This is a genomic window from Pararhizobium antarcticum, from assembly GCF_001885585.1.
In the GTDB taxonomy this organism is placed as follows: Bacteria; Pseudomonadota; Alphaproteobacteria; order Rhizobiales; family Rhizobiaceae; genus Pararhizobium; species Pararhizobium antarcticum.
Genome location: NZ_LSRP01000024.1, coordinates 94,475 through 115,403, shown reverse-complemented (window position 1 = coordinate 115,403; position 20,929 = coordinate 94,475). Strand labels below are relative to the sequence as shown.

At 61.6% G+C, this 20,929-nt stretch carries 19 protein-coding genes; 10 read left to right on the top strand and 9 right to left on the bottom strand.

The window, feature by feature from the left end; translation table 11 throughout:
* Positions 1 to 156: 156 nt before the first annotated feature.
* From AX760_RS03425 to AX760_RS03400, 6 genes are all read left to right on the top strand, one after another.
* Positions 157 to 576 carry an MAPEG family protein gene (locus AX760_RS03425; protein ID WP_071831446.1) on the top strand — a complete coding sequence of 140 codons (420 nt, stop codon included), beginning with the start codon at positions 157 to 159 and terminating at the stop codon, positions 574 to 576.
* 218 nt (positions 577 to 794) lie between these two features.
* The gene (locus tag AX760_RS03420) at positions 795 to 1,922 is read left to right on the top strand and encodes a DUF3734 domain-containing protein (RefSeq protein ID WP_071831444.1); all 1,128 of its coding nucleotides are present in this window, start codon (positions 795 to 797) and stop codon (positions 1,920 to 1,922) included.
* Positions 1,919 to 2,659, top strand: a complete 741-nt coding sequence (locus AX760_RS03415; RefSeq protein WP_071831441.1) for an acetoacetate decarboxylase — start codon at positions 1,919 to 1,921, stop codon at positions 2,657 to 2,659. Before AX760_RS03420 ends, AX760_RS03415 begins: the two co-directional genes overlap by 4 nt.
* A 12-nt stretch (positions 2,660 to 2,671) precedes the next feature.
* Positions 2,672 to 3,454, top strand: a complete 783-nt coding sequence (locus AX760_RS03410; RefSeq protein WP_071831439.1) for a 3-hydroxybutyrate dehydrogenase — start codon at positions 2,672 to 2,674, stop codon at positions 3,452 to 3,454.
* 201 nt (positions 3,455 to 3,655) lie between these two features.
* On the top strand, positions 3,656 to 4,681 hold the full coding sequence (gene adhP / locus AX760_RS03405; protein WP_071831437.1) for an alcohol dehydrogenase AdhP: 1,026 nt from the start codon (positions 3,656 to 3,658) through the stop codon (positions 4,679 to 4,681).
* A gap of 160 nt (positions 4,682 to 4,841) precedes the next feature.
* A complete protein-coding gene (locus tag AX760_RS03400; RefSeq protein WP_071831435.1) occupies positions 4,842 to 5,717 on the top strand; it encodes a dienelactone hydrolase family protein in 876 nt (291 codons plus the stop codon).
* Between the two features lie 38 nt (positions 5,718 to 5,755).
* On the opposite strand, the gene AX760_RS03395 is transcribed toward AX760_RS03400, so the two are convergent.
* Positions 5,756 to 6,658, bottom strand: a complete 903-nt coding sequence (locus AX760_RS03395; protein WP_071831434.1) for a hydrogen peroxide-inducible genes activator — start codon at positions 6,656 to 6,658, stop codon at positions 5,756 to 5,758.
* A gap of 107 nt (positions 6,659 to 6,765) precedes the next feature.
* On the opposite strand from AX760_RS03395, the gene katG reads away from it, so the two are divergent.
* Positions 6,766 to 8,973, top strand: a complete 2,208-nt coding sequence (gene katG, locus AX760_RS03390) for a catalase/peroxidase HPI (RefSeq protein WP_071831432.1) — start codon at positions 6,766 to 6,768, stop codon at positions 8,971 to 8,973.
* A 335-nt stretch (positions 8,974 to 9,308) separates the two neighbouring features.
* Here the strand turns inward: katG and AX760_RS03385 are convergent, their stop codons facing one another.
* The gene (locus AX760_RS03385; RefSeq protein ID WP_071831431.1) at positions 9,309 to 10,259 is read right to left on the bottom strand and encodes a LysR substrate-binding domain-containing protein; all 951 of its coding nucleotides are present in this window, start codon (positions 10,257 to 10,259) and stop codon (positions 9,309 to 9,311) included.
* Positions 10,260 to 10,516: 257 nt separating this feature from the next.
* On the opposite strand from AX760_RS03385, the gene AX760_RS03380 reads away from it, so the two are divergent.
* On the top strand, positions 10,517 to 10,810 hold the full coding sequence (locus AX760_RS03380; protein WP_071831430.1) for a DUF1127 domain-containing protein: 294 nt from the start codon (positions 10,517 to 10,519) through the stop codon (positions 10,808 to 10,810).
* A gap of 338 nt (positions 10,811 to 11,148) precedes the next feature.
* Here AX760_RS03380 and AX760_RS03375 read toward each other — a convergent pair whose 3' ends face one another.
* Complete coding sequence (locus AX760_RS03375; RefSeq protein ID WP_071831428.1) at positions 11,149 to 12,210, bottom strand: SDR family oxidoreductase; 1,062 nt, start codon at positions 12,208 to 12,210, stop codon at positions 11,149 to 11,151.
* Positions 12,211 to 12,317: 107 nt separating this feature from the next.
* Here AX760_RS03375 and AX760_RS03370 point away from each other — a divergent pair, with 107 nt between their 5' ends.
* Positions 12,318 to 12,698 carry a winged helix-turn-helix transcriptional regulator gene (locus AX760_RS03370; protein ID WP_071831426.1) on the top strand — a complete coding sequence of 127 codons (381 nt, stop codon included), beginning with the start codon at positions 12,318 to 12,320 and terminating at the stop codon, positions 12,696 to 12,698.
* 227 nt (positions 12,699 to 12,925) lie between these two features.
* On the opposite strand, the gene AX760_RS03365 is transcribed toward AX760_RS03370, so the two are convergent.
* The 6 genes from AX760_RS03365 to AX760_RS03340 form a co-directional block, all read right to left on the bottom strand.
* Positions 12,926 to 13,789 (bottom strand): DUF937 domain-containing protein, encoded by an 864-nt coding sequence (locus AX760_RS03365; protein WP_071831424.1) that lies wholly within the window; start codon positions 13,787 to 13,789, stop codon positions 12,926 to 12,928.
* 94 nt (positions 13,790 to 13,883) lie between these two features.
* Positions 13,884 to 15,257 (bottom strand): glutamate--cysteine ligase, encoded by a 1,374-nt coding sequence (locus AX760_RS03360; protein ID WP_071831497.1) that lies wholly within the window; start codon positions 15,255 to 15,257, stop codon positions 13,884 to 13,886.
* A gap of 144 nt (positions 15,258 to 15,401) precedes the next feature.
* Positions 15,402 to 16,139, bottom strand: a complete 738-nt coding sequence (locus tag AX760_RS03355; RefSeq protein ID WP_071831421.1) for a 16S rRNA (uracil(1498)-N(3))-methyltransferase — start codon at positions 16,137 to 16,139, stop codon at positions 15,402 to 15,404.
* Between the two features lie 24 nt (positions 16,140 to 16,163).
* Positions 16,164 to 17,669, bottom strand: a complete 1,506-nt coding sequence (locus AX760_RS03350) for an inorganic phosphate transporter (protein WP_071831419.1) — start codon at positions 17,667 to 17,669, stop codon at positions 16,164 to 16,166.
* 187 nt (positions 17,670 to 17,856) lie between these two features.
* Positions 17,857 to 18,366 carry an NUDIX hydrolase gene (locus AX760_RS03345; RefSeq protein WP_087149148.1) on the bottom strand — a complete coding sequence of 170 codons (510 nt, stop codon included), beginning with the start codon at positions 18,364 to 18,366 and terminating at the stop codon, positions 17,857 to 17,859.
* A gap of 230 nt (positions 18,367 to 18,596) precedes the next feature.
* Positions 18,597 to 19,439 (bottom strand): FadR/GntR family transcriptional regulator, encoded by an 843-nt coding sequence (locus AX760_RS03340; protein ID WP_083531049.1) that lies wholly within the window; start codon positions 19,437 to 19,439, stop codon positions 18,597 to 18,599.
* Positions 19,440 to 19,618: 179 nt separating this feature from the next.
* Here AX760_RS03340 and AX760_RS03335 point away from each other — a divergent pair, with 179 nt between their 5' ends.
* Positions 19,619 to 20,902: a DUF3422 family protein gene (locus AX760_RS03335; protein ID WP_071831415.1), complete on the top strand. Its 1,284-nt coding sequence runs from the start codon at positions 19,619 to 19,621 to the stop codon at positions 20,900 to 20,902.
* Positions 20,903 to 20,929: the final 27 nt, after the last annotated feature.

Here is a 20,929-nt window from a genome sequence, read left to right as displayed (position 1 = left end):
CGAGGGAAATCTCGCCGCTTTTTCGTTCTGCCGCGTCCCGCAGGCGCAGCGGCGAATACGACGGGGCATCTGCGGATCTGGTCTCTGCTGACCGCCGGGGCTGGATTTCGACGCAAGGCACTATAGATAGGCGTGCATCGAACAGGAGGAGTGTCCATGCCCGTTTCCACAGCGATCTTCTGGCCCGTGATCGGCCAGGTCTTTCTGACATTCGCCATCTACTTTTTGATGATGAAGCGCCGCTTCGGCGCCGTCCGGGCCGGCACGGCAAAAGCCCATGACTACAAGATCCCGACGATCGAACCGGCGCCGAGCGCGACTGTTGCCCGCAGTCTGATCAACCAGTTCGAACTGCCCGTGCTCTTTTATGTCGCCTGCCTCGCGCTCTACGCCACGGCCGGCGTCAGCATAGCCGCACTTGTCCTTGCCTGGGTCTTCCTGCTGTCCCGTCTGGTGCACGCCTATGTGCATGTGACATCCAACCGTCTGATGCTGCGGCAGCGATTGTTCACCGCTGGTTTCCTGGCGGTCTTTGCGCTCTGGGTGCTTTTTGCCGTCCACATTGCGTTGCAATAATTTCGGCGTCATTCTCTCGTCATGGTGGAAGGTCTCTCTTCTCTGAGGGGCCACAATGTCTGCCGCTGTTCTGACGATGACTAAGGTTGGAACCGGCAGCGGAGCACTGGAATTGCTGGTCTTTTTGACAGTGCCGAAAGTTAATTTGCCTTGATGGAACAGCAGGGCGTACGGTCCGGTTTCTGTTCGCAGATGCAATAAACGGAAAGGCGACCGCCTTGATCAATCCTGACGAAAAGACTGTTCTCGTATTCCAGGGTGGAGGCGCGCTCGGTGCCTACCAGGCCGGGGCCTACGAGGCACTGCATGAGGCCGGCATCCGGCCGGACTGGCTGGCCGGCATCTCGATCGGCTCGATCAATGCCGCGATCATCGCCGGCAGCCCGGTCGACAAACGCATCGACAACCTGCGAACCTTCTGGCACCGCGTTTCCTCGGGGCTTGTCGGCCAGGCGCTGGGACCGGGCGATATGATGCGCAAATGGTTCAACGAGACCTCGGCCTTTCTCGGCTCGCTGACCGGCGTGCCCGGCTTCTTCAAGCCGCGCGCCTTTGCACCCTGGGCCATCCCCGGCGATCCGATGGCGCAGATCAGCCTGTATGACACCATGCCCTTGCAGGAAACGCTGGTCGAACTGGTGGATTTCGACATCATCAACTCAGGGGCCATCCGCCTCAGCCTCGGTGCCGTCGATGTGATGAGCGGCAATTTCAATTATTTCGACAACCTGCATCAGCCGTTTTCGGCCAAGCATGTGGCTGCCTCCGGCGCCCTGCCGCCGGGTTTTGCCCCGGTCGAGATCGATGGCCGCTATTATTGGGACGGCGGCCTCGTCTCGAACACGCCGTTGCAGCGCATCCTTGGCGGTGAAGAGCTCGAGAGCGATTTCTGCATTTTCCAGGTCGATCTGTTCAGCGCTCGTGGTGCCTTGCCGAAGGATCAGTTCGATGTCGAGGCACGCGAGAAGGAGATCCGTTTCTCCAGCCGCACGCGGTTGAACACCGACCAGTTCCGAAAGCTCCAGACCATCCGCATGGCCGCCAAACGGCTGGTGGAAAAGCTTCCCGATGCGTTGAAGGACGATCCGGATGCGCGGATGCTGGAAAAGATCGGCAATGACAGCGCGGTCACCATGGTCCACCTGATCTATCGGCAGGCGAGCTATGAAAGCCATTCCAAGGACTACGAGTTTTCGCGGCTTTCGGTCGAGGAACACTGGAAGGCCGGTCATGACGACGTGGTCAGGACACTCAATCACCCGGATTGGCAGAGCCGCACCCGGCCCACCAATGGAATCCGGATCTTCGACCTTTGCCAGATTCACGGAGGTGAGAAAAAGTCGTGAAAATAGACGATGTCATCCGCAATGCCTTTGCCATGCCGCTGGCCAGTCCGTCCTATCCGCCTGGCCCCTATCGCTTCGTCAACCGCGAATACATGATCATCACCTATCGCACCGATCCGGAAGCGCTGCGTCGCGTGGTCCCGGAGCCTCTGCAGTTCGATGAGCCGCTGGTCAAATTCGAATTCATCCGTATGCCGGATTCCACCGGCTTCGGCGATTATACCGAGGCCGGCCAGGTCATCCCGGTCACCTATGAGGGCGTGCACGGTGGTTATGTGCATTCGATGTTTCTCAATGACGATGCGCCGATTGCCGGCGGCCGCGAGATCTGGGGGTTCCCGAAAAAGCTGGGCGATCCCTCGCTGACATCCGTCAAGGACGCACTGGTCGGCACGCTCGACTATGGCGGCCAGCGGGTGGCGACAGCGACCATGGGCTTCAAGCACCGGACGCTCGACAAGGACAAGGTTCTCGAAACGTTGAAGCAGCCGAATTTCATGCTGAAGATTATTCCGCATGTCGATTGCACCCCGCGCATCTGCGAACTTGTGCGCTATTATCTCGAGGATCTCACCGTCAAGGGTGCCTGGGAAGGGCCGGGCGCACTCGCTTTGTTTTCGCATGCGCTGGCCCCGGTCGCCGATCTACCGGTGCTCGAAGTCAAATCCGCCGTCCATATTCTCTCGGACCTGACGCTCGGCCTCGGCGAAGTGGTCCATGATTATCTTGCAAAATAGGAAGTAAAAGCCATGAAACTCAAGGACAAGGTCTGCATCGTCACCGGTTCGGCCAGCGGCATCGGTCTGGCGATCGCCAAGAAATACATTTCGGAAGGCGCCAAGGTCGTCATCGCCGATCTGAAGCTCGACGCGGCCGAAGCGACGGCCAGGGACCTGACCGCCACTGGACCGGGCGAAGCCATCGGGCTTGCCATGGACGTCACCAGCGAAGACGCGGTGAATGCGGGTGTCGCCGCTGTGATCGAAAAGTGGGGCAGGGTGGACGTGCTCGTCTCCAATGCCGGCATCCAGATCGTCAACAAGATCGAGGACTACGCCTTTTCCGACTGGAAGAAGATGCTGGCCATCCATCTCGACGGCGCCTTCCTGACGACCAAGGCCTGCATTCCGCACATGAAGGCGCAGAAGGGTGGCGCGATCATCTATATGGGCTCCGTCCACTCCCATGAAGCCTCGCCGCTGAAATCGGCTTATGTGACGGCCAAGCACGGCCTGCTCGGGCTTGCTCGCGTCGTTGCCAAGGAAGGCGGGCCGGACGGCGTGCGCGCCAATGTCATCTGCCCCGGCTTCGTCAAGACGCCGCTGGTCGAAAAGCAGATACCCGAACAGGCAAAGGCGCTGGGCATGTCCGAAGACGAGGTTGTCAGGAAGATGATGCTCGGCGGCACCGTCGACACGCAGTTCACCACCGTCGAGGACGTCGCGGAAGTGGCGCTTCTGTTTGCCGGCTTCGAGACCAATGCGCTGACCGGCCAGTCGCTGGTCGTCAGCCACGGTTGGTACATGCAGTAGAACCGGGTCCGGGAGGCGTCGCGCCCTGAACGCTTCCCGGCCTGTCTCGGTTCTGATGCAGTTTCAAGCTGCAATGCGGTCCACCCGTCGCAGCGATTGATCTGTATCAACGTTTCACTGTCCGTCACGATCCACTGTCGTCCGGCATCTGCAGGCAATGCAGATGCCTCAGCCCCTTGGGGCGAACAGGAGGATCCGTTCATGACGGCAATGATGAAAGCTGCAGTGGTCAGGGAGTTTGGCAAGCCACTCTCCATAGAACAGCTGCCGATTCCCGATCCCGGCCCGGACCAGATCCTGGTGCGATACCATGCGACCGGCGTCTGCCATACGGATCTGCACGCCGTAAAGGGCGACTGGCCCGTCAAGCCTGGCCTTCCCTTCATTCCAGGCCACGAGGGCACCGGCTTCGTCGCCAAGATCGGCTCGAACGTGAAGCGCATCAAGGAAGGCGACCGCGTCGGCGTGCCGTGGCTGCATACGGCCTGCGGCTGCTGCAATCCCTGCCGCACCGGTTGGGAAACATTGTGCGGCCAGCAGCAGAACACCGGCTATTCCGTCAACGGCACCTTTGCCGAATATGGCCTTGCCGATCCTGATTTCGTCGGGCGCCTGCCCGACAGTCTTGCGTTCGGCCCTGCCGCTCCGGTGCTGTGCGCCGGCGTCACGGTCTATAAGGGATTGAAGGAGACCGAAGTCCGACCCGGCGAGTGGGTCGCCATTTCAGGGGTTGGCGGTCTCGGGCACATGGCCGTGCAATATGCCAAGGCGATGGGCATGAAAGTCGTGGCCGTCGATATTTTCGAGGACAAGCTGGCGCTCGCCACACAGATGGGTGCCGATCTGGTGATCGATGCCCGGGACAAGGATGCGGTCGAGCGCGTCCAGCAGGTCACCGGTGGTGTGCACGGGGCGCTGGTGACAGCCGTCTCGCCCAAGGCGATGGAGCAGGCATTCGGCTTCCTGCGCTCCAAGGGCACCATGGCGCTGGTCGGACTGCCGCCGGGCTATATTTCCCTGCCGGTGTTCGAAACCGTGCTCAAGCGCATCACGGTGCGTGGCTCGATAGTCGGTACCCGCCAGGATCTCGAAGAGGCGCTGGAATTCGCGGGGGACGGAAAGGTCGCAGCCCATTTCAGCTGGGACAAGCTGGAGAATATCAACAACATCTTCGAGACAATGGAAAAAGGCGCGATCGACGGGCGCATCGTGCTGGATCTCAGCTAGCTTCCCCGATCGTCGGCCTGGCCTTCGGGCCGTGCATCCACGCGTGATTGGCCGTGAACGCTCACGGCCAATCACGTTCGCGTCAATTCAGGCGTCCTGTTCTTGATCCTCGATCCGCGGGCGGCATTCTCCCGTAATGTGAACATCACAGGAGGAAGCCATGGAAAAGCCGAACATCACGCAGGACATGATCAATGCCTATGACGAATACACGCATCTGAGCCTCGACCGGCGGGCCTTCATGCGCAAGCTGACGGCGCTGACGGGGTCGGCGGCCAGCGCTGCGGTGATCGCGCCGCTGCTCGCCGCCAACACTGCGCAGGCGGAAATCATCCCGGAAGCGGACGCCCGCGTCAAGGCTGACGATATCACCTATCCCGGCGCTGGCGGCGACATGAAGGGCTATCTGGCGGTGCCGGCCGATGCGTCCGGCAAGCTTCCCGCTGTCATCGTCATCCACGAGAACCGTGGCCTCAATCCGCATATCAAGGATGTTGCCCGTCGCATGGCGCTCGAGGGCATTGTTGCCCTTGCCCCGGATTTCCTGTCGCCCTCCGGTGGCACGCCCGCAGACGAGGACAAGGCACGCGAAATGATCGGTGCGCTCGACGGCAAGCAGACGGTCGACAATGCGGTGGCAACCGTGGCTTTCCTCGCAGGCCACGAAGCGACAACCGGCATGGCCGGCGCGATCGGCTTCTGCTGGGGCGGCGGCATGGTGAACAAGCTCGCCGTCGCGTCATCGGACCTCAAGGCTGGCGTCGCCTATTATGGCGCCCAGGCGCCGGCGGAGGATGTCCCGAAGATCAAGGCGGCGCTGCTTCTGCACTATGCCGGCCTCGACGACCGCATCAATGCCGGTATCGACGCCTACAGGAAAGCGTTGACCGATGCGGGCAAGGATTTCACCATCCAGATCTATGACGGCGTCAACCACGCCTTCAACAACGACACCTCCGCCGCCCGCTACGACAAGGCCGCCGCCGACCTCGCCTGGAGCCGGACGGTGGAGTTTCTGAAGGCCAAGGTGGTTTGATACCGGCGGAGCTGGGGGCCTTCCGCATATGCGGTCGGTCATCCCTCCAGCAACTCCGCCGCCGCCTCGGTGATAAGCGCGGCCAGGGCCTCCTGGTCGTTGTTGCGGCCGCTTCTCGGGCGCCAGACGAGGCCGATGCGGCGCGACGGTTGCGGATCCGCAAAAGGCACGATGCGCATGCGGTTTCGCGTGCGCTCATCCTTGACGGCGATTTCCGGGATCAGCGTGATGCCCATGCCGTGACTGACCATCTGCAGCAGCGTCGCCATCGAGGTCGCCCCGTAATTGGCGACGCGCCGGCCTGCGGTCGAGCCGCAGACGGCAAGCGCCTGGTCGCGCAGACAATGGCCTTCTTCCAGCAGCAGCAGGCGGTCCATGTCGACCTGCGCCTCTGTCATCGGTGACAGCAACACCGTGTTCTCGTCATCGGCACTGGCGATCAGGAAGCGGTCTTCGAACAGCGTGCAGGACCGCAGGCTGTCATCATTGTGCGGCAGCGCGATAATGGCGCAGTCGAGCTTGCCATGCTTGACGTCGTCGACACAACCGGTCGTCAGAAGTTCGCGCAGCTCCACATTGAGCTTCGGATAGCGCTGGCGCAGCATCGGGATCAGCGTCGGCACCAGATAGGGCGCGACGGTCGGGATGATGCCGAGGCGCAACCGGCCCTCGAGCACGCCGGTCGATTGCCGCGCCCGGTCATAAAGCCCGTCGACGGCCAGAAGGATAGCCCGGATTTCCGGAAGCAAGGTCTCGCCATGTGGCGTCAGGATCACGCCGCTGCGGCCGCGCTCCACCAGCCGGATGCCCAGGTCGGATTCCATTTCCATGATTTGCGCCGAAAGCGCCGGCTGGCTGACATTGGTCATTTTCGCCGCCCGGCCGAAGTGGAGGGTGGTTGCGAGGGCATCGAAATAGCGCATCTGTCGAAGTGTGAGCATGATAGGTTTATCCTATCGATAATCCCATTAAATACAATTGGAAACTATGGTGGTTTTGGAGGATGGTGCAGCCGAACCAAAGATATTGCCTTTCAAAGGAGACGAACATGGATGCCAAGGTCGAAACGACAGGCAAATGTCCCGTGATGCACGGGTCGCTGACCAGCAGCTCGGGCAAGGGTCCATCGAACCGCGAATGGTGGCCCAACCAGCTCAATCTGCGGATCCTGCACCAGAACTCGGCGCTGTCCGATCCTATGGGCACGGGCTTCAATTATGCTGAGGAATTCAAGAAGCTCGATCTCGCTGCCGTCAAGGCCGATCTCGTCGCACTGATGACCGATTCCCAGGATTGGTGGCCGGCCGATTTCGGGCATTACGGTCCCTTCATGATCCGCATGGCCTGGCACAGTGCCGGCACCTACCGCACCGGCGACGGCCGCGGGGGCGCCACCTCCGGAACGCAGCGTTTTGCGCCGCTCAACAGCTGGCCTGACAACGTCAACCTCGACAAGGCCCGCCGGCTTCTCTGGCCGATCAAGCAGAAATACGGCAACAAGCTCTCCTGGGCCGACCTGATGATCCTGACCGGCAACGTCGCTCTGGAATCCATGGGCTTCAAGACCTTTGGTTTCGCCGGTGGTCGTGCCGACGTCTGGGAACCGGAAGAGGACATCTACTGGGGCGGTGAACGCACCTGGCTCGACGACAAGCGCTACAGTGGCGACCGCGATCTGGAAAGCCCGCTGGCGGCCGTGCAGATGGGCCTTATCTATGTCAACCCGGAAGGCCCGAACGGCAACCCGGACCCGCTGGCCTCGGCCCGCGACATTCGCGATACCTTCGCGCGCATGGCGATGAACGACGAGGAAACCGTCGCTCTGATCGCCGGTGGCCACACCTTCGGCAAGACCCATGGTGCCGGCGATGCCGCCCATGTCGGCCGCGAGCCGGAAGGAGCCGGTATCGAAGCACAGGGCTTCGGTTGGGCCAGCACCCATGGCACAGGCAAGGCCGGCGACACGATTTCGAGCGGTCTCGAAGTCACCTGGACGCAGGCGCCGACGCAGTGGACCAATCTCTACTTCGAAAACCTGTTCGGCTTCGAATGGGAACTGACCAAGAGCCCGGCCGGTGCCCACCAGTGGCGCCCGAAGGACGGGGCGGCATCCGACGCCGTGCCGGATGCACATGATCCGCACAAGCGCCATGCGCCGCAAATGCTCACCAGCGACCTGGCTTTGCGCGTCGACCCGGCCTACGAGGCGATTTCCCGTCGCTTCCTCGAAAATCCCGATCAGTTCGCCGACGCCTTTGCCCGCGCCTGGTTCAAGCTGACCCACCGCGACATGGGACCGCGCGCCCTCTATCTCGGACCGGAAGTGCCGAGCGAGGAACTGATCTGGCAGGATCCGGTACCGGCTGTCGATCACCCGCTGATCGACGCCACCGATATCGCCGCCCTCAAGGACAAGATCCTGGCGTCCGGCCTGTCGGTGTCCCAGCTGGTGTCCACTGCCTGGGCCTCGGCCTCGACCTTCCGCGGCTCCGACAAGCGGGGCGGTGCCAATGGCGCCCGCATCCGCCTTGCCCCGCAGAAGGACTGGGACGCCAACCAGCCGGAGCAGCTGGCAAAGGTTCTGGAGACCCTCGAGGGAATCCAGACGGCTTTCAACGATGCACAGACCAGCATCAAGAAGGTGTCGCTGGCTGATCTGATCGTGCTGGGTGGTGTCGCTGCCGTCGAAAAGGCGGCGAAGGCTGCCGGACACACTATCGTCGTGCCTTTCGCCCCCGGCCGCACCGATGCGTCGCAGGCGCAGACCGACATCGAATCCTTCGACGTGCTCGAGCCGGTTTCGGACGGTTTCCGCAACTACCAGCAGGCGAGCTTCACGGTTTCGACCGAAGAGCTGCTGATCGACAAGGCGCAGCTCCTGACGCTGACAGCGCCGGAAATGACGGTGCTGGTTGGCGGCCTTCGTGCCCTGAATGCCAATTACGGCCAGTCCCAGCACGGCGTCTTCACCGGACGCTCGGAAGTGCTCAGCAACGACTTTTTCGTCAACCTGCTCGACATGGGCACGGTCTGGACGGCAGTGTCGGATGAAAAGGAAGTGTTCGAAGGTCGTGATCGCACGACCGGCGAACTGAAATGGACCGCCTCCCGCGTCGATCTCGTGTTCGGTTCGAACTCGCAGCTGCGCGCCCTTGCCGAAGTCTACGGCCAGAGCGACATGCAGGAAAAGTTCGTGGCGGACTTCGTTTTGGCCTGGAACAAGGTGATGAACGCGGATCGTTTCGATCTCGTCTGATCATTGTTTCGCATCCGTGTCGGCGCTCTGCACTGCCACGGACAGACCCTAAAGAAGAACCGGACGCCTTGCGGCGCCCGGTTTTTTTGCCTTTTTGAAGGGCGTCGGGCGGATCAGCCCAAAAATGTTACAGTGGTGCCTCTTTGGCCTCGACCGTTCTTGGACTAAAGATATTGCCGCACAGGCCTTTTCGGCCGTGCCAGAACGAACGAAACCTTAATGACGATCTTATATTGCCCACGATTTTTGGTCGTTGAGACCGCACATCTATATTGAATCAATAATACAGGCCGCGCATCCGAAAGGAGCGCGGCTTTTTTAATGTCGCCGATGGACTACCAGCCGGGCAACATGTGGCTCTGGCGCAGGCGCGGATAGCGCGGGAGGTTCTTCATGTCGCCGTCGAGATCATCGTTCACGGCGGTCGGCGTGATGTTGTCGAGGCAGGCGGTGATGTGATTGGTGATCGCGTTGCAGAGCGACGGCGAAAGCCCCGGCCGCTTCATGATGCCGATCTGCACCGGAGCCAGTGCCGGAAAACCGTCCGCCTGTGTCAGAACCTTCATGCCGGTCCGCAGTGCCGATTCCGGCAGCACCGAAACGGCCATGCCGGCCAGAACGGCAGCCGCGACCACGGTCGAGGACCAGCTCGTGAACAGGATGTTGTATTCCTTGCCGGTGGCGTCGAGCGCCGCGCAGGCCGCCTGCCGCCAGTGGCAATCGCGCTTGCCGACGGCGAGCGGCACCGGTGCGTTTTCGGGAAGCGGATGGTTGATGGAGCTGACCCAGCAGAGCGGCTCCGTGCGCACGACATCGGAAGCACGGGCGCGCGGATTGTGCGTCACCAGCGCGATGTCGAGATCGCCCCTCGCCATCTTCTCGGCCAGATCCACGGACGGCTCGCAAATGATGTAGAGCTCGACATTCGGATGCGTCTTGGCAAAACGCACGATGATTTCGGGCATGTAGCGATCGGCATAATCATCCGGCGTGCCGATGCGCAGCATGCCTTCGAGACGGTTGTCGTCGAAGGAGGCGATGGCCTCGTTGTTCAGCCGGATCATCCGCCGTGCGAAATTCAAAAGCCGGTCGCCTTCTGTCGTCAAGCGGTTGCCGCGACCGTCCTTGGCAAACAGCTGCTTGCCGATCCGCTCTTCCAGCCGTCGCATCTGCATCGAAACTGCCGACTGCGTTTTGAAGACGCGTCCGGCCGCCTTGGTAAAGCTGCCGGTATCGGCGATAGCCACGAAAGTCTGCAATTGGTCGATATCGAGCGGTGCGGACATGGTCCTGGTCCCCAAGGATGGTTTCGAAAGAACGGTGTGTGGAAGGCTGTGGTCACATAAATTTGTTTGATGAATATCATTAGAAACATTCGTTGGACTGATCAATGGAGATTTGCGACCTTGAGGCTGCAAAACGCATCAAACAAGCCAGAGCAAGCCGCCATCCCGGCGATTTGCTATCAAAGTTTCGACCAGCCTGCCGCGTGGATCTCCACGCCGCGGGGCCGGTCGCTTCGTGCCACAAAAGGAGCCAAGTCATGCGCACGACCGATCTCACCCTCGACCGCACTCTGACAGGGGTGCAGTCCACGCCATCCCGCAAGACGGGTCTCATGGGCGTGCTGAAATCGGTCTTGCTCCAGTTCCGAAACCGCCAGGCCATCGGCAGCCTCAATGATCTCGACGACCACCAGTTGCTTGATATGGGGCTCAGCCGGCACGAGGTTCGCGAGGCCCTGACCTCGGCCTTCTTCGATGATCCCGGCCGTCACCTGACGCAGGCTGCGCGCCACCGCACCAACACCTTCTACAGGAACGCGCGCCGCGATTGACGCCTTTCCTGCTGCAGGCCGCGAGCCGGATGGTTTCACGGACTGCAGCGGATACAGAGTTTTGTTGCGTGCCCCAACCGTCGAAAGACGACCACGCAACAGGGACGCGCAGCCGCCTCTGCGCGTTACCCTTCCCCGCAGGGTCAGAGCCAATTGCCCTGCTGCTTGCCCGGTGCACGATCCAAGGATCGGCACCGGGCTTTTTCTTGTCTTGAGGAGCCGTGATCTTTTGACGATTTGCTGCACCAGCTTGCGCCGGACGCTTGTTGGCTACAGGGTGCCTGGGTGAAGGCCCGGACACGCTGCAAGCGGTCTCTTCGCGTCGGATTGCTGACCGGTTACGGGATCAACCGGTCGGCGCGCAGTTCTGCAAAGAGCGCAAGGAAGGCGTCGTCGGTCGGCTGGTACTCAAGGAAGCCAAGGCGGCGGCTCTTCGACATGTCGGTAACGACCTCGATCGGTCGTCCGAGATCAGCGTCGGTGTGCCAGGGTGAAACGAGCCTGTTCAGATCCGGCTCCCTCAGATCGTAGCGCTCGGCTATCTCGCGCCAGATCGCGGCGTCCCCGGCCATCTGCTCCTCGAGCGGACGAACGGTTCCGTCGAAAGGCGCAGGTTCGAGGCCGAACCAGGCGGCGAGGCGTCCCCACATCCATTTCCAGCGGAAAACATCGCCATTGACGACGTTGAAGTCTTCGTTGGCTGCAGCCGGGGTCGTCGACGCCCAAAGCAGATGGCGTGCAAGCAATCTGGCATCGGTCATATCGGTCAGAGCCTCCCATTGCTTTTCGACGCCGGGAAAGCGGAAGGGCCGGCCTGTGTGTTTGCAGATCGACGCATACACCGCAAGCGTCGTGCCCATGTTCATGGCGTTGCCGACCGCTTTGCCGACGATCGTGTGAGGACGGTGTACGCTCCAGCTGAAACCGTCCCGGGCGGCGGCGGCAAAGACCTCGTCTTCCTGGGCGTAATAGAAATTGTCGACATCGATCCGGCCCTGCTCCTCGCGGAACGGGGTCTGTGGAAGCGCACCCTTCCCATAGTTCTCGAAGGGTCCAAGATAATGTTTGAGGCCGGTCACCAGCGCCACATGTTTGACCGACCCGGCCGGCGACAGCGCCGTGAGAAGATTGCGCACCATTGCGGAATTGACGCGGATATTCTCCGTTTCCGTCGCCTGCCGCAGCCAGCTCGATATGATCACATGGGACGGGTCGAGCCCGGCCAGCGCTGACGTCAGCGACGCCGGATCCAGAAGGTCGGCCGCCACTTGGGTCACGTTTGGCTGCTGCTGCGGCCGGCGTGCGAGACCCCAGACCTGCCAGCCGTCATCGCCGAAAACTTTCCCTGCTGCGCTGCCGACAATGCCGCTTGCGCCAACGATCAATACTTTTTTTGTCATACCATCTCCTGTCATTCTCCGGCTCATCTAGTGTTTCCAGACGAAGCGTGCCAGAAGGCACCCGAATGGGACATAGGTACCCTGACGTAACCAGTTGGAGATCGATCATGCAGCCCGGCTCACCTGATCATGAATGGCGCGAAGACTGCGCACCGCGGCGTGTGCTGGACCTCTTCTCTTCCAAATGGACGAGCATGATCCTGCATGTATTGCACACGCGGCTGGATGGTTGCGCCCGCAGCGGCGTGCTGCTGCGCAGCCTGCCGGGGATCTCCAAGAAGATGCTGACGCAGACCCTGCGCGGCATGGAAGCTTCGGGACTGGTCAGCCGCCGCGTTTACGGCACGGTGCCGCCGGCGGTCGATTATTCGCTGACGCCGCTCGGTACCCGCTTCGTCGAGCCAATCGATCTGCTCTACGGTTGGGCCCGAGACAATGCGGACGCGCTTGATGAGCTGAAAACAAGAGGCGGTGAAGTCGGGAGTTGAGCGCCGGAAGTGGCTCACCAGTCTTTCAGATGGGCGTACAGCGCTTCAGGTCTCTGATTTGACGCCCTGTCACCCAAAACAGTTTTTGTAACAGGCTGTGCGTTCGTTCAGGGTTATATCTGTGGCGGAAACGTCCGGGGCCAAGTGCTCTGAGCGAATGCTGGTGTGTCCTCGATGACGGGCAGCGTCACCCATTGAGGTCGCCCGGCATCCTCGGTAACCGCCAATCACACCGTCGTATTCTTCCGATACGTATCGAACAGCCCGTCAATGCTCTTCTGATATTCCTTCTGCGCCTCCAGTCCGCTGTCGAACATGCTGGAGAACATCTCCGCGAAGGGGGCCATCGGGTTGGCTGCGGCCTTCTTCGCCGGCTCGCTGCCGGCCATCATATCCTGGAAGGCTTTGAAGAAGGGGTTGGCACCAAACATGTCGGGTGCGCCGGCCGGCTTGTCCTGCGCCTTGTTGGTCGTGAAAAAACCCTGCATGGCCTGCGTGAAGGGATTGTCGAACGGGTTGGCTGCCGCTTCCGGCTTCTTTGCGAACCCCGATGCTTCCATCCAGGGCTTCATCATCTCTTCCATCGGCGTATTGGCAAACGGGTTCTGCATGCTGCCCATCTGGCCGCCCATGACGCCAGCCATGGGGTTTGCCATCGGATTACCCATCTGGCCGGTCGCCTGCTTGAACAGTCCGCCCATGATGGCGCTTGCCACCACCGGCAGTATCTGCTTGTAGATTTCCTGGCCGATGCCGGTCATCTGGGCCGCCTGCGCAGCGATCGCCCGTGACATCTCCTTGGAGCCGAAAAGCTGCCCGAGAACACCATTGCCGTCGTTCATGCCCTGCGGCGTGAAGGCCTTTGTCATGTCCTCGAAATATTGCGCGTGATTGCCGCTGGTCATTGCCTGGAGCAGGGCGCCGAAGTCGTACGGGTTGGCGCTGTTGCGCTTCAGGGCCGTCGAAAAGGCCGGCATCAGGGCGGCGGTCGCCTTGGCCACCTGCTCCTGCGCAAGGCCGAACTGCCGTGCCAGGACATCCATGGCATTGCCGTTCTGCGCCTGCATCATCATGTCGAACAGCGGTACCATGGCAAACCCTCTCCTGCAGGCGAAACGACGCATGTCGTTGCACTATAACGGGAAAATGACAGGTGGAAACCGCTTTTTGTCAGCCGTCCCAGCTCTAGTACTGGTAGTCCTCGAAGACCGGTTCGACGGATCCGTTCCAGCGGCCGTTGTAGCGCGCCAGAAGATCCTCGGCGAGTGTCGCCTTCCTGGCAATGACCTCGTCGAGCGGTGCCAGGAAAATGCTCTCGTCCACCTCGTCGCCGTTCAGGCGCTTGCGGTTTTTCAGGCCAAGGTGCGAAATCGACAGCACCTCGCGGGCAATGTCGAACAGCGAATTGCCGCGCTGCATCGCCGAAAGCCCCTCGACCGGAACGGCATTACGCATGGCAAGGACATCCTCATAGGTCCAGTCGCGCGTCAGCTGTTCAGCCGCATCGAGCGCGGCATCGTCATAGAGCAGGCCGACCCAGAAGGCGGGCAGTGCGCAGATGCGCCGCCACGGGCCGCCATCGGCGCCACGCATTTCGAGGAAGCGCTTCAGCCGGACATCCGGGAACAGCGTCGAGAGATGGTTGGTCCAGTCGCCCATATTGGGCTCCCAGTCGGCCAGTTCACCCTTCAGCGCCCCATTCATGAACTGGCGGAAAGTGACATGGGTACAGTCATGATACTTGCCGTCGCGCACGACGAAATACATCGGCACGTCGAGCGCCCATTTGACATAGTCCTCGAAGCCGAAATCGGCGTTGAAGACCGCAGGCAGCACGCCGGCGCGCTGGTTGTCGGTGTCGCGCCAGATGTCGCCGCGCCAGGACAATAGCCCGTTCGGCTTGCCCTCGGTAAAGGGGGAGCTGGCAAACAGCGCCGTCGACAAGGGCTGCAGTTTCAGCGACACCTGCATCTTGCGGCGCATGTCTTTTTCGGACGAGAAATCGAGGTTCACCTGGATGGTACAGGTCCGGTACATCATGTCGAGCCCCTGGCTGCCGACCTTCGGCATGTAGCGGCTCATGATGTCGTAACGGGATTTCGGCATGCGCGGGGTTTCCGACAGCGACCATTTCGGTGAGCCGCCAATGCCGAGGAAACGGATGCCGAGCGGTTCGGCGATCTCGCGCAGATCGGCCAGGTGCCGATTGGATTCCTTGCAGGTCTGGTGCAGGTTTTCGAGCGGCGCGCCGGAAAGTTCGAACTGTCCGCCGGGTTCCAGCGAGATCGCACCCTGACCGGAGTGCTCGGCAAGGCCGATGATATTGCCGGCGTCGATGATCGGCTCCCAGCCGCTCTTGGCGGCCATGCCGTTCAGAAGCGCCGAGATGCTGGCCTCGCCGAAATAGGGAACCGGGCTGTTGTCAGCCTTGAAGAAGGCGAACTTCTCATGCTCCGTGCCGATCCGGAATCTATCCTTGGGCTTGTTGCCCTCTGCCAGGTATTCAGTCAGGTCTGCAACAGCGGTGACCGGCGTCTGGTCGGTGGTATCTCTGGCCATGGGCGTCTTCTTCAGCGTGGGGCGATCTGCGAAAAAACAGACCATGAGGAGGGTGCTTGAACCGGATTGAAGTGGCGTGCAAGTGAAATTGTTTCAAGGCCGGTTCAAAATTTCAACACATGGATTTCACGATCCTGCGACCGCCTATCGCCAGTCGCCGATCGCCGCCTGGATGACGGCCAGGGCCGCAACGGCTGCCGTATCGGCGCGCAGGATGCGCGGCCCGAGCGGAATCGCAGTGACGAAATCGAGGCTGCGCAGCCGTGCGCGCTCCTCCTCCGAAAACCCGCCTTCCGGGCCGATCAGAAGCGCATGTTTGCGCTCCTTGATCTGGGCCAGCACCGGCAGCGGGTTCTGCCCGGCATCCCCCTCGTCGCAGAAGATGATCCGCCGTTCGCTCGGCCAGCTGTCGAGAAGATCGCCGAGCCGCTTCGGAGCCTCGACGGCGGGGATACCAAGCACGCCGCATTGTTCGGCGGCCTCGATGACATTGGCCTTCAGCCGGTCGATGCTGGTGATCTTTCCCTGCACATGCTGGGTCATCACCGGCTGCAGCAGGCCGGCCCCCATCTCGACGGCCTTCTGCACGAGATAATCGAGCCGGCCGACTTTCAGCGGAGCAAACAGATAGTGGAGATCGCAGGGTGCCGGCTGCGGGCGCGTCTGCTCGACGGGGATCAGCACCAGGCGTTTCTTGGCGGGCAGCGAAAGCGTTGCGCGCCATTCGCCGTCGCGCCCGTTGAAGGCGAGCACCTCGCTGCCCTCTTCATAGCGCAGCACGTTGACCAGATAGTTGAACTGGTCCTTGTCCACGGCAAGGGCATTGCCTTCTGCAAGCGGTGCATCGACGAACAGGCGCTGCATCCGGAAATTGGCGCGCATGGCATTTCCTTCCATGACGAATGGTCAGATGAAAATCGCCGCGAATAAGACGTAAACGCCAGCCGAAAGCAAGGCCGATGCCGGCACCGTAATGACCCAGGCCGCGATGATGGTCATGAAATGCGAGCGGCGAACCAGCTGGCGCCGATGCCGCTCGTCCGGGCTTTCCTCGATCAGGCGCTGGAAATCGGTCTGGCCGGTCTTGCGCCGCACATATTCGAGCCGCAGCTTCGAATTGCGCGTGAACCATTCGCGGAAAAAGCCGATGCCGAAGACGGCGCCGACCGCGGTGTGGGTCGTCGATACGGGCAGCCCAAGCGCTGTCGCAATCAGGACCGTGGTGGCTGTGGCCAGCGCCACGCAGAAGGCGCGCATCGGATTGAGTTTGGTAATTTCCTGGCCAACGACCCGGATGAGTTTCGGGCCAAACAGCAGGATCCCGCAGGAGATGCCGAGCGCGCCGATCAGGATCTCCCAGAGCGGGACCGCGGTGGTGTCGCTGACGGCCAGTCCGTTGACGCTGGCGACGATGGCCGAGAGCGGCCCGACGACATTGGAGACGTCATTGGCGCCGTGGGCAAAGGAGAGCAGCGCCGCCGACAGGATCAGCGGCGCCTTGAAAAGCTTGCGCAGGGACTGGTTGCGATCTTCCAGGCCCTTGGCTTGGCGGCGGATCCACGGGCGCGTGATCAGCAGGGTGGCGAGCGCCACGGCAAGGCCGATATAGATGCCTGTCGACAGATTGAGATGGATGACATTTTCGAGGCCGATCACCGAGAAATAGGCGGTGAACGCGCCGGTCATTGCCGCGATCAGGATCGGCATCCAGAAAACGGCACGTGTGATCCGGTCATCGCGGTAGGTGATGAAGATCTTGATGAAGGCGAGCAGCGCGGCGGCAATCCCGCCGCCCAGCAGGGGCGAGACCATCCAGCTGGCGGCGATCCCGGCAAGCGACCACCAGTGCACCGCCGAAACCCCGGCTGCGGCGATGCCGGCGCCGAGGATGCCGCCGATGATCGAATGTGTCGTGGAAATGGGTGCGCCGGACCAGGTCGCGATGTTGATCCAGACAGCCGCCGACAGCAGCGCAGCCATCATTACCCAGGCGTAGACCTCGCCTGTCGGCATGACGGCAGTGTTGATGATGCCGCCACCGATCGTCGATACGACCCGGCCGCCGGCAAAGACCGCGCCGGCAATCTCGAAGATCGCTGCAATCACCAGCGCCGTGGTCATGGTGATCGCCTTCGATCCGACCGCCGCGCCGACATTGTTGGTGACGTCGTTGGCACCGATGTTCATGGCCATGTAGCCGGCCAGGGCCGCCGCCGCGATGATCATCAGGAACGCCGGTTGCTCGGATATGTAGGCTGCAGCAAAGAGCATGCTCGACAGCACGAAGATCAGACCAAGCCCCAGGCCCGCCCACGGTTTCAGCACATGGTGGGAGGCTTCCTCGGCAAAGGTTACCTTGTCCAAGTCCTTGTCGAGGGTTGGTTTTTCCAGGGAGGGAAGTGGTTTGCCCACCGTTTCGTCTCCAATCGATATGACCGCACTGTCCGGCGCCGCGCATTTTCGGATGCGCAAGATCGCCAGGCGTTTGTAACCTTGATGATTCCCGGCCTTAGATCATGTCTGATTTCGAGGCGCTACAGGATGGCGACGACAAAGCGTAGCCGGTCAAGCTCGCGCGGCCCTGTCGTGGCGATGGGCGTCAGGCTGTTTTCTGCGCGCCATCCGGCGTATTCATGGTGGAGAACAGCCGTTGTTCGAAGGCAAGGATGAGTTCCTTGAGCAGCGGTTCGTCAACGCGGGCAGCACCTTCTTCGAAGCTCACCCAATCCAGCGTGCGGGTGCCCTTTTCGGGAAAACGTTTGGCCATGTCGAAAACGACAACCGGGTAGACCTGCACGCGGCACGGAATTTTCAGGCCGTGATCCATGCCTTTTTCATAGGTGTAGAAGCCGACGGAGTCTTCGCCGGCATCGCCCTTGACGCCCGCTTCCTCATAGGCTTCGCGGGCGGCGACCTGATGCAGTTTCTTGCCTTCCATCGGCCATCCCTTGGGTATGACCCAGCGCCCGGTATCGCGGCTGGTAATGACGAGCATTTCCGGCTGCGCGCTTTTCTTCTTGAACCGGTAGCACAAGGCGGCACACTGAACCCGCACGGGCCGGCGGAACATCAGGCGCACATCATTGGCAATACGATCCAGAATCTTCAACGTCTTGGCATCCTTTCAAAGAGAATCACGTATCTGCAGTATCACTTGAATATACCCGCTTTGGCAGGCGCGAAAACACGCAGATTTAATGATGCAGATATAGTGCTTCGCAGACGCCGGTGAAGAGCGACGGAATCGCACAGACTCAATTTAGGCGCATCGGGTGGCAGCAGTGTGTCAAATGCGCCATTGCGGATCGCATTTGCGCCCGATGTGATGCCTCTGGCCCGTCAGGACGGCTTGGCTCCATCCGAGGCGTCGGGCAACGGTCGCGCTGCCTGCGGGCCAGCCTGCTGATCGCGTTGCTGTATCCGCAGTTGTGAAATCCGGGTCCATGCACCGGACCGCTCCGCTTCGCGTGTGGCGGCGATGATATAGTCGATATGCGCCTGCGCCGCGGCCCTGGCCTTGAGCGGATCGGCGGCCATGACCGCTGCGTAGATCGCCTCGTGCTGGGCCAGAAGCTGGTCGCTGGCGCCGGGGGCTGCAAGCAGGATGGAGCGATGGAAGAAGATGCCGTTGCTCAAAAGCCGGTAACAGGCCCGCAGCGTGTGCAGCAGGATGACATTGTGGGCGCTCTCGCCGATGGCATTGTGCAGGTCGATATCGGCCGCCAGTTCCGTTTCGGGAGAGCCGTTGCCGTGCGCGGCGCGCATCTGCTCCATGATCCCGGTCAGGATATCCCGGTCAAACGGCGTTGCGCGGCGGGCGGCCAGCTCGGCTGTCAGTCCTTCGAGTTCGCGCCGGTATTCGAGATAGTCCTGCGTTGCCCGCGGATGCCGGCCGATCAGCTCGATCAAGGGGTTTGAGAAGATCTGGCCGATGACGTCGGCGACAAACGTTCCGCCGCCATGCTGGCTGACCAGAAGGCCGCGGTTTTCCAGCTCTTTCAGCGCCTCCCGCAGGATCGGCCGCGAGACGTCGAAACGCTTGGAAAGATCGCGCTCGCCCGGCAGCCGGTCGCCGTCGCGCAGGATGCCTTCCAACACCAGAAGCTCGATCTGGTTGATGACTTCGTCGGACGTCCTGCTGTGGCGAATGCGGGCGTAAAGGTCGATCGGGTCGTCGGTCACGGCTGTCTCTCCTGGCGGTTCAATCTAAAGACCGCGCCAAAAGTGGTCAATTATATTATCCAGTCCTCTCCGGATGCTGGTTGAATTTATCCGGTGATGCGTCAAAGCGTCCTTTCCTTTTGTCACGCGCTGTTGATAAGTGAATAGACATTGACGCGTGAGAGGGGACCGACCGCTTCATGGCTAAAGGCAGTTTTGCATTTCCGGCCGCGCCTTTGCGCGCGCAGGCGCTGGGCGAAATCCATGCCCGACCCTACGCGCTGGTGACATCGCCGCGGGTCATCTTCCAGCTCGCCTTTATGACCGATGGCGGTACGATCGTCGATCACGCAGTCCTGTCCGAACTGTCCCGGGCCCGGGGTATCGCCGCACCCGGCCGCGAGGCCAATCATCACGCCATGCCCTGGGGGCAGGGCACGCTGCGCTGGGAACGGCACACGGAATTCTCCACCTATTTCTGGGATGCCGTCGCGCCCGAAAAGTTCGGCGGCGAGGTGGCGATCCATCCGTTCGGCGACGGCTTCTCGCCACCCGGCACGCTGATGTCGGGCATCCGTCTGGAAATCCGCCCGGATACGCCCGAGACGCGTGCGGCCATCGCGCTTTTTGATCCGACCAGTCTCTGTCACAGCGAGATCAAGAACGGCCAGGCGACGATCCTCACCGACTTCCGCCAGAATGGCGATGGCCTGACGCAGATCCTGGTGCTGGATCGCGGCATGACGGAGGCCGGTACCGGCGCGCTGGTGCAACGCCTTCTCGACATCGAGACCTATCGCACGCTCGCCATGATCGGGCTGCCGCTGGCCCAGTCGCTGTCGCCGGATATTCGCCGGATCGAGGACGGGCTGACGGCGGTCACGCAGCGCATGCGCGGCGATGTGCGCAACGAGGCCGACCAGATGCTGGCCGAAATCACCCGACTGGCGGCCGAACTCGAGGCCGGCGCGGCGCTGAGCCTCTATCGCTTCGGTGCCAGCCGTGCCTATTACGGCATCGTCCAGGAGCGCATCCGCACGCTGGCCGAGACCGGCATGCCCGGTTTTGAATCCATGGGTACGTTTCTGGAACGACGGCTGGCGCCCGCCATGCGGACCTGCCAGTCGATCGAGGAGCGGCAGGCCAACCTGTCGCGCAAGCTGGCCCGCGCCACCTCGCTTCTGCGCAGCTGGGTCGATGTCGAACTGGAACGCCAGAACAGCGTGCTTCTGAATTCGATGGACCGGCGTGCCAAGCTGCAGCTTCGGTTGCAGCAGACGGTGGAGGGTCTTTCGGTCGCGGCGATTTCCTATTACGTCGTCGGCCTGTTCGGCTATCTCGCAAAGGCGGTGGAGAGCGAGGGGCTGCCGATCAAGTCGAGCGTGCTCACCGGCTTCTTCGTGCCGGTCGCGGTGCTGGTGATCTGGCTTTTCGTTCGCTCCATCCGCCGCCGCCATGAGGATGAAGACCGGGAAACGCATTGATTTTTCAGACAGGCTTCTTGTTTTCCC

What these genes read in the sequence shown, in the direction of transcription:
- AX760_RS03365 (WP_071831424.1), bottom strand. Translation starts at nt 13,789, where the DNA reads ATGGTACCGCTGTTCGACATGATGATGCAGGCGCAGAACGGCAATGCC.
- AX760_RS03395 (WP_071831434.1), bottom strand. Translation starts at nt 6,658, where the DNA reads ATGCTCACACTTCGACAGATGCGCTATTTCGATGCCCTCGCAACCACC.
- AX760_RS03385 (WP_071831431.1), bottom strand. Translation starts at nt 10,259, where the DNA reads ATGTCCGCACCGCTCGATATCGACCAATTGCAGACTTTCGTGGCTATC.
- AX760_RS03335 (WP_071831415.1), top strand. Translation starts at nt 19,619, where the DNA reads ATGGCTAAAGGCAGTTTTGCATTTCCGGCCGCGCCTTTGCGCGCGCAG.
- AX760_RS03360 (WP_071831497.1), bottom strand. Translation starts at nt 15,257, where the DNA reads ATGGCCAGAGATACCACCGACCAGACGCCGGTCACCGCTGTTGCAGAC.
- AX760_RS03400 (WP_071831435.1), top strand. Translation starts at nt 4,842, where the DNA reads ATGGAAAAGCCGAACATCACGCAGGACATGATCAATGCCTATGACGAA.
- AX760_RS03355 (WP_071831421.1), bottom strand. Translation starts at nt 16,139, where the DNA reads ATGCGCGCCAATTTCCGGATGCAGCGCCTGTTCGTCGATGCACCGCTT.
- AX760_RS03370 (WP_071831426.1), top strand. Translation starts at nt 12,318, where the DNA reads ATGCAGCCCGGCTCACCTGATCATGAATGGCGCGAAGACTGCGCACCG.
- adhP (WP_071831437.1), top strand. Translation starts at nt 3,656, where the DNA reads ATGACGGCAATGATGAAAGCTGCAGTGGTCAGGGAGTTTGGCAAGCCA.
- katG (WP_071831432.1), top strand. Translation starts at nt 6,766, where the DNA reads ATGGATGCCAAGGTCGAAACGACAGGCAAATGTCCCGTGATGCACGGG.
- AX760_RS03410 (WP_071831439.1), top strand. Translation starts at nt 2,672, where the DNA reads ATGAAACTCAAGGACAAGGTCTGCATCGTCACCGGTTCGGCCAGCGGC.
- AX760_RS03380 (WP_071831430.1), top strand. Translation starts at nt 10,517, where the DNA reads ATGCGCACGACCGATCTCACCCTCGACCGCACTCTGACAGGGGTGCAG.
- AX760_RS03425 (WP_071831446.1), top strand. Translation starts at nt 157, where the DNA reads ATGCCCGTTTCCACAGCGATCTTCTGGCCCGTGATCGGCCAGGTCTTT.
- AX760_RS03375 (WP_071831428.1), bottom strand. Translation starts at nt 12,210, where the DNA reads ATGACAAAAAAAGTATTGATCGTTGGCGCAAGCGGCATTGTCGGCAGC.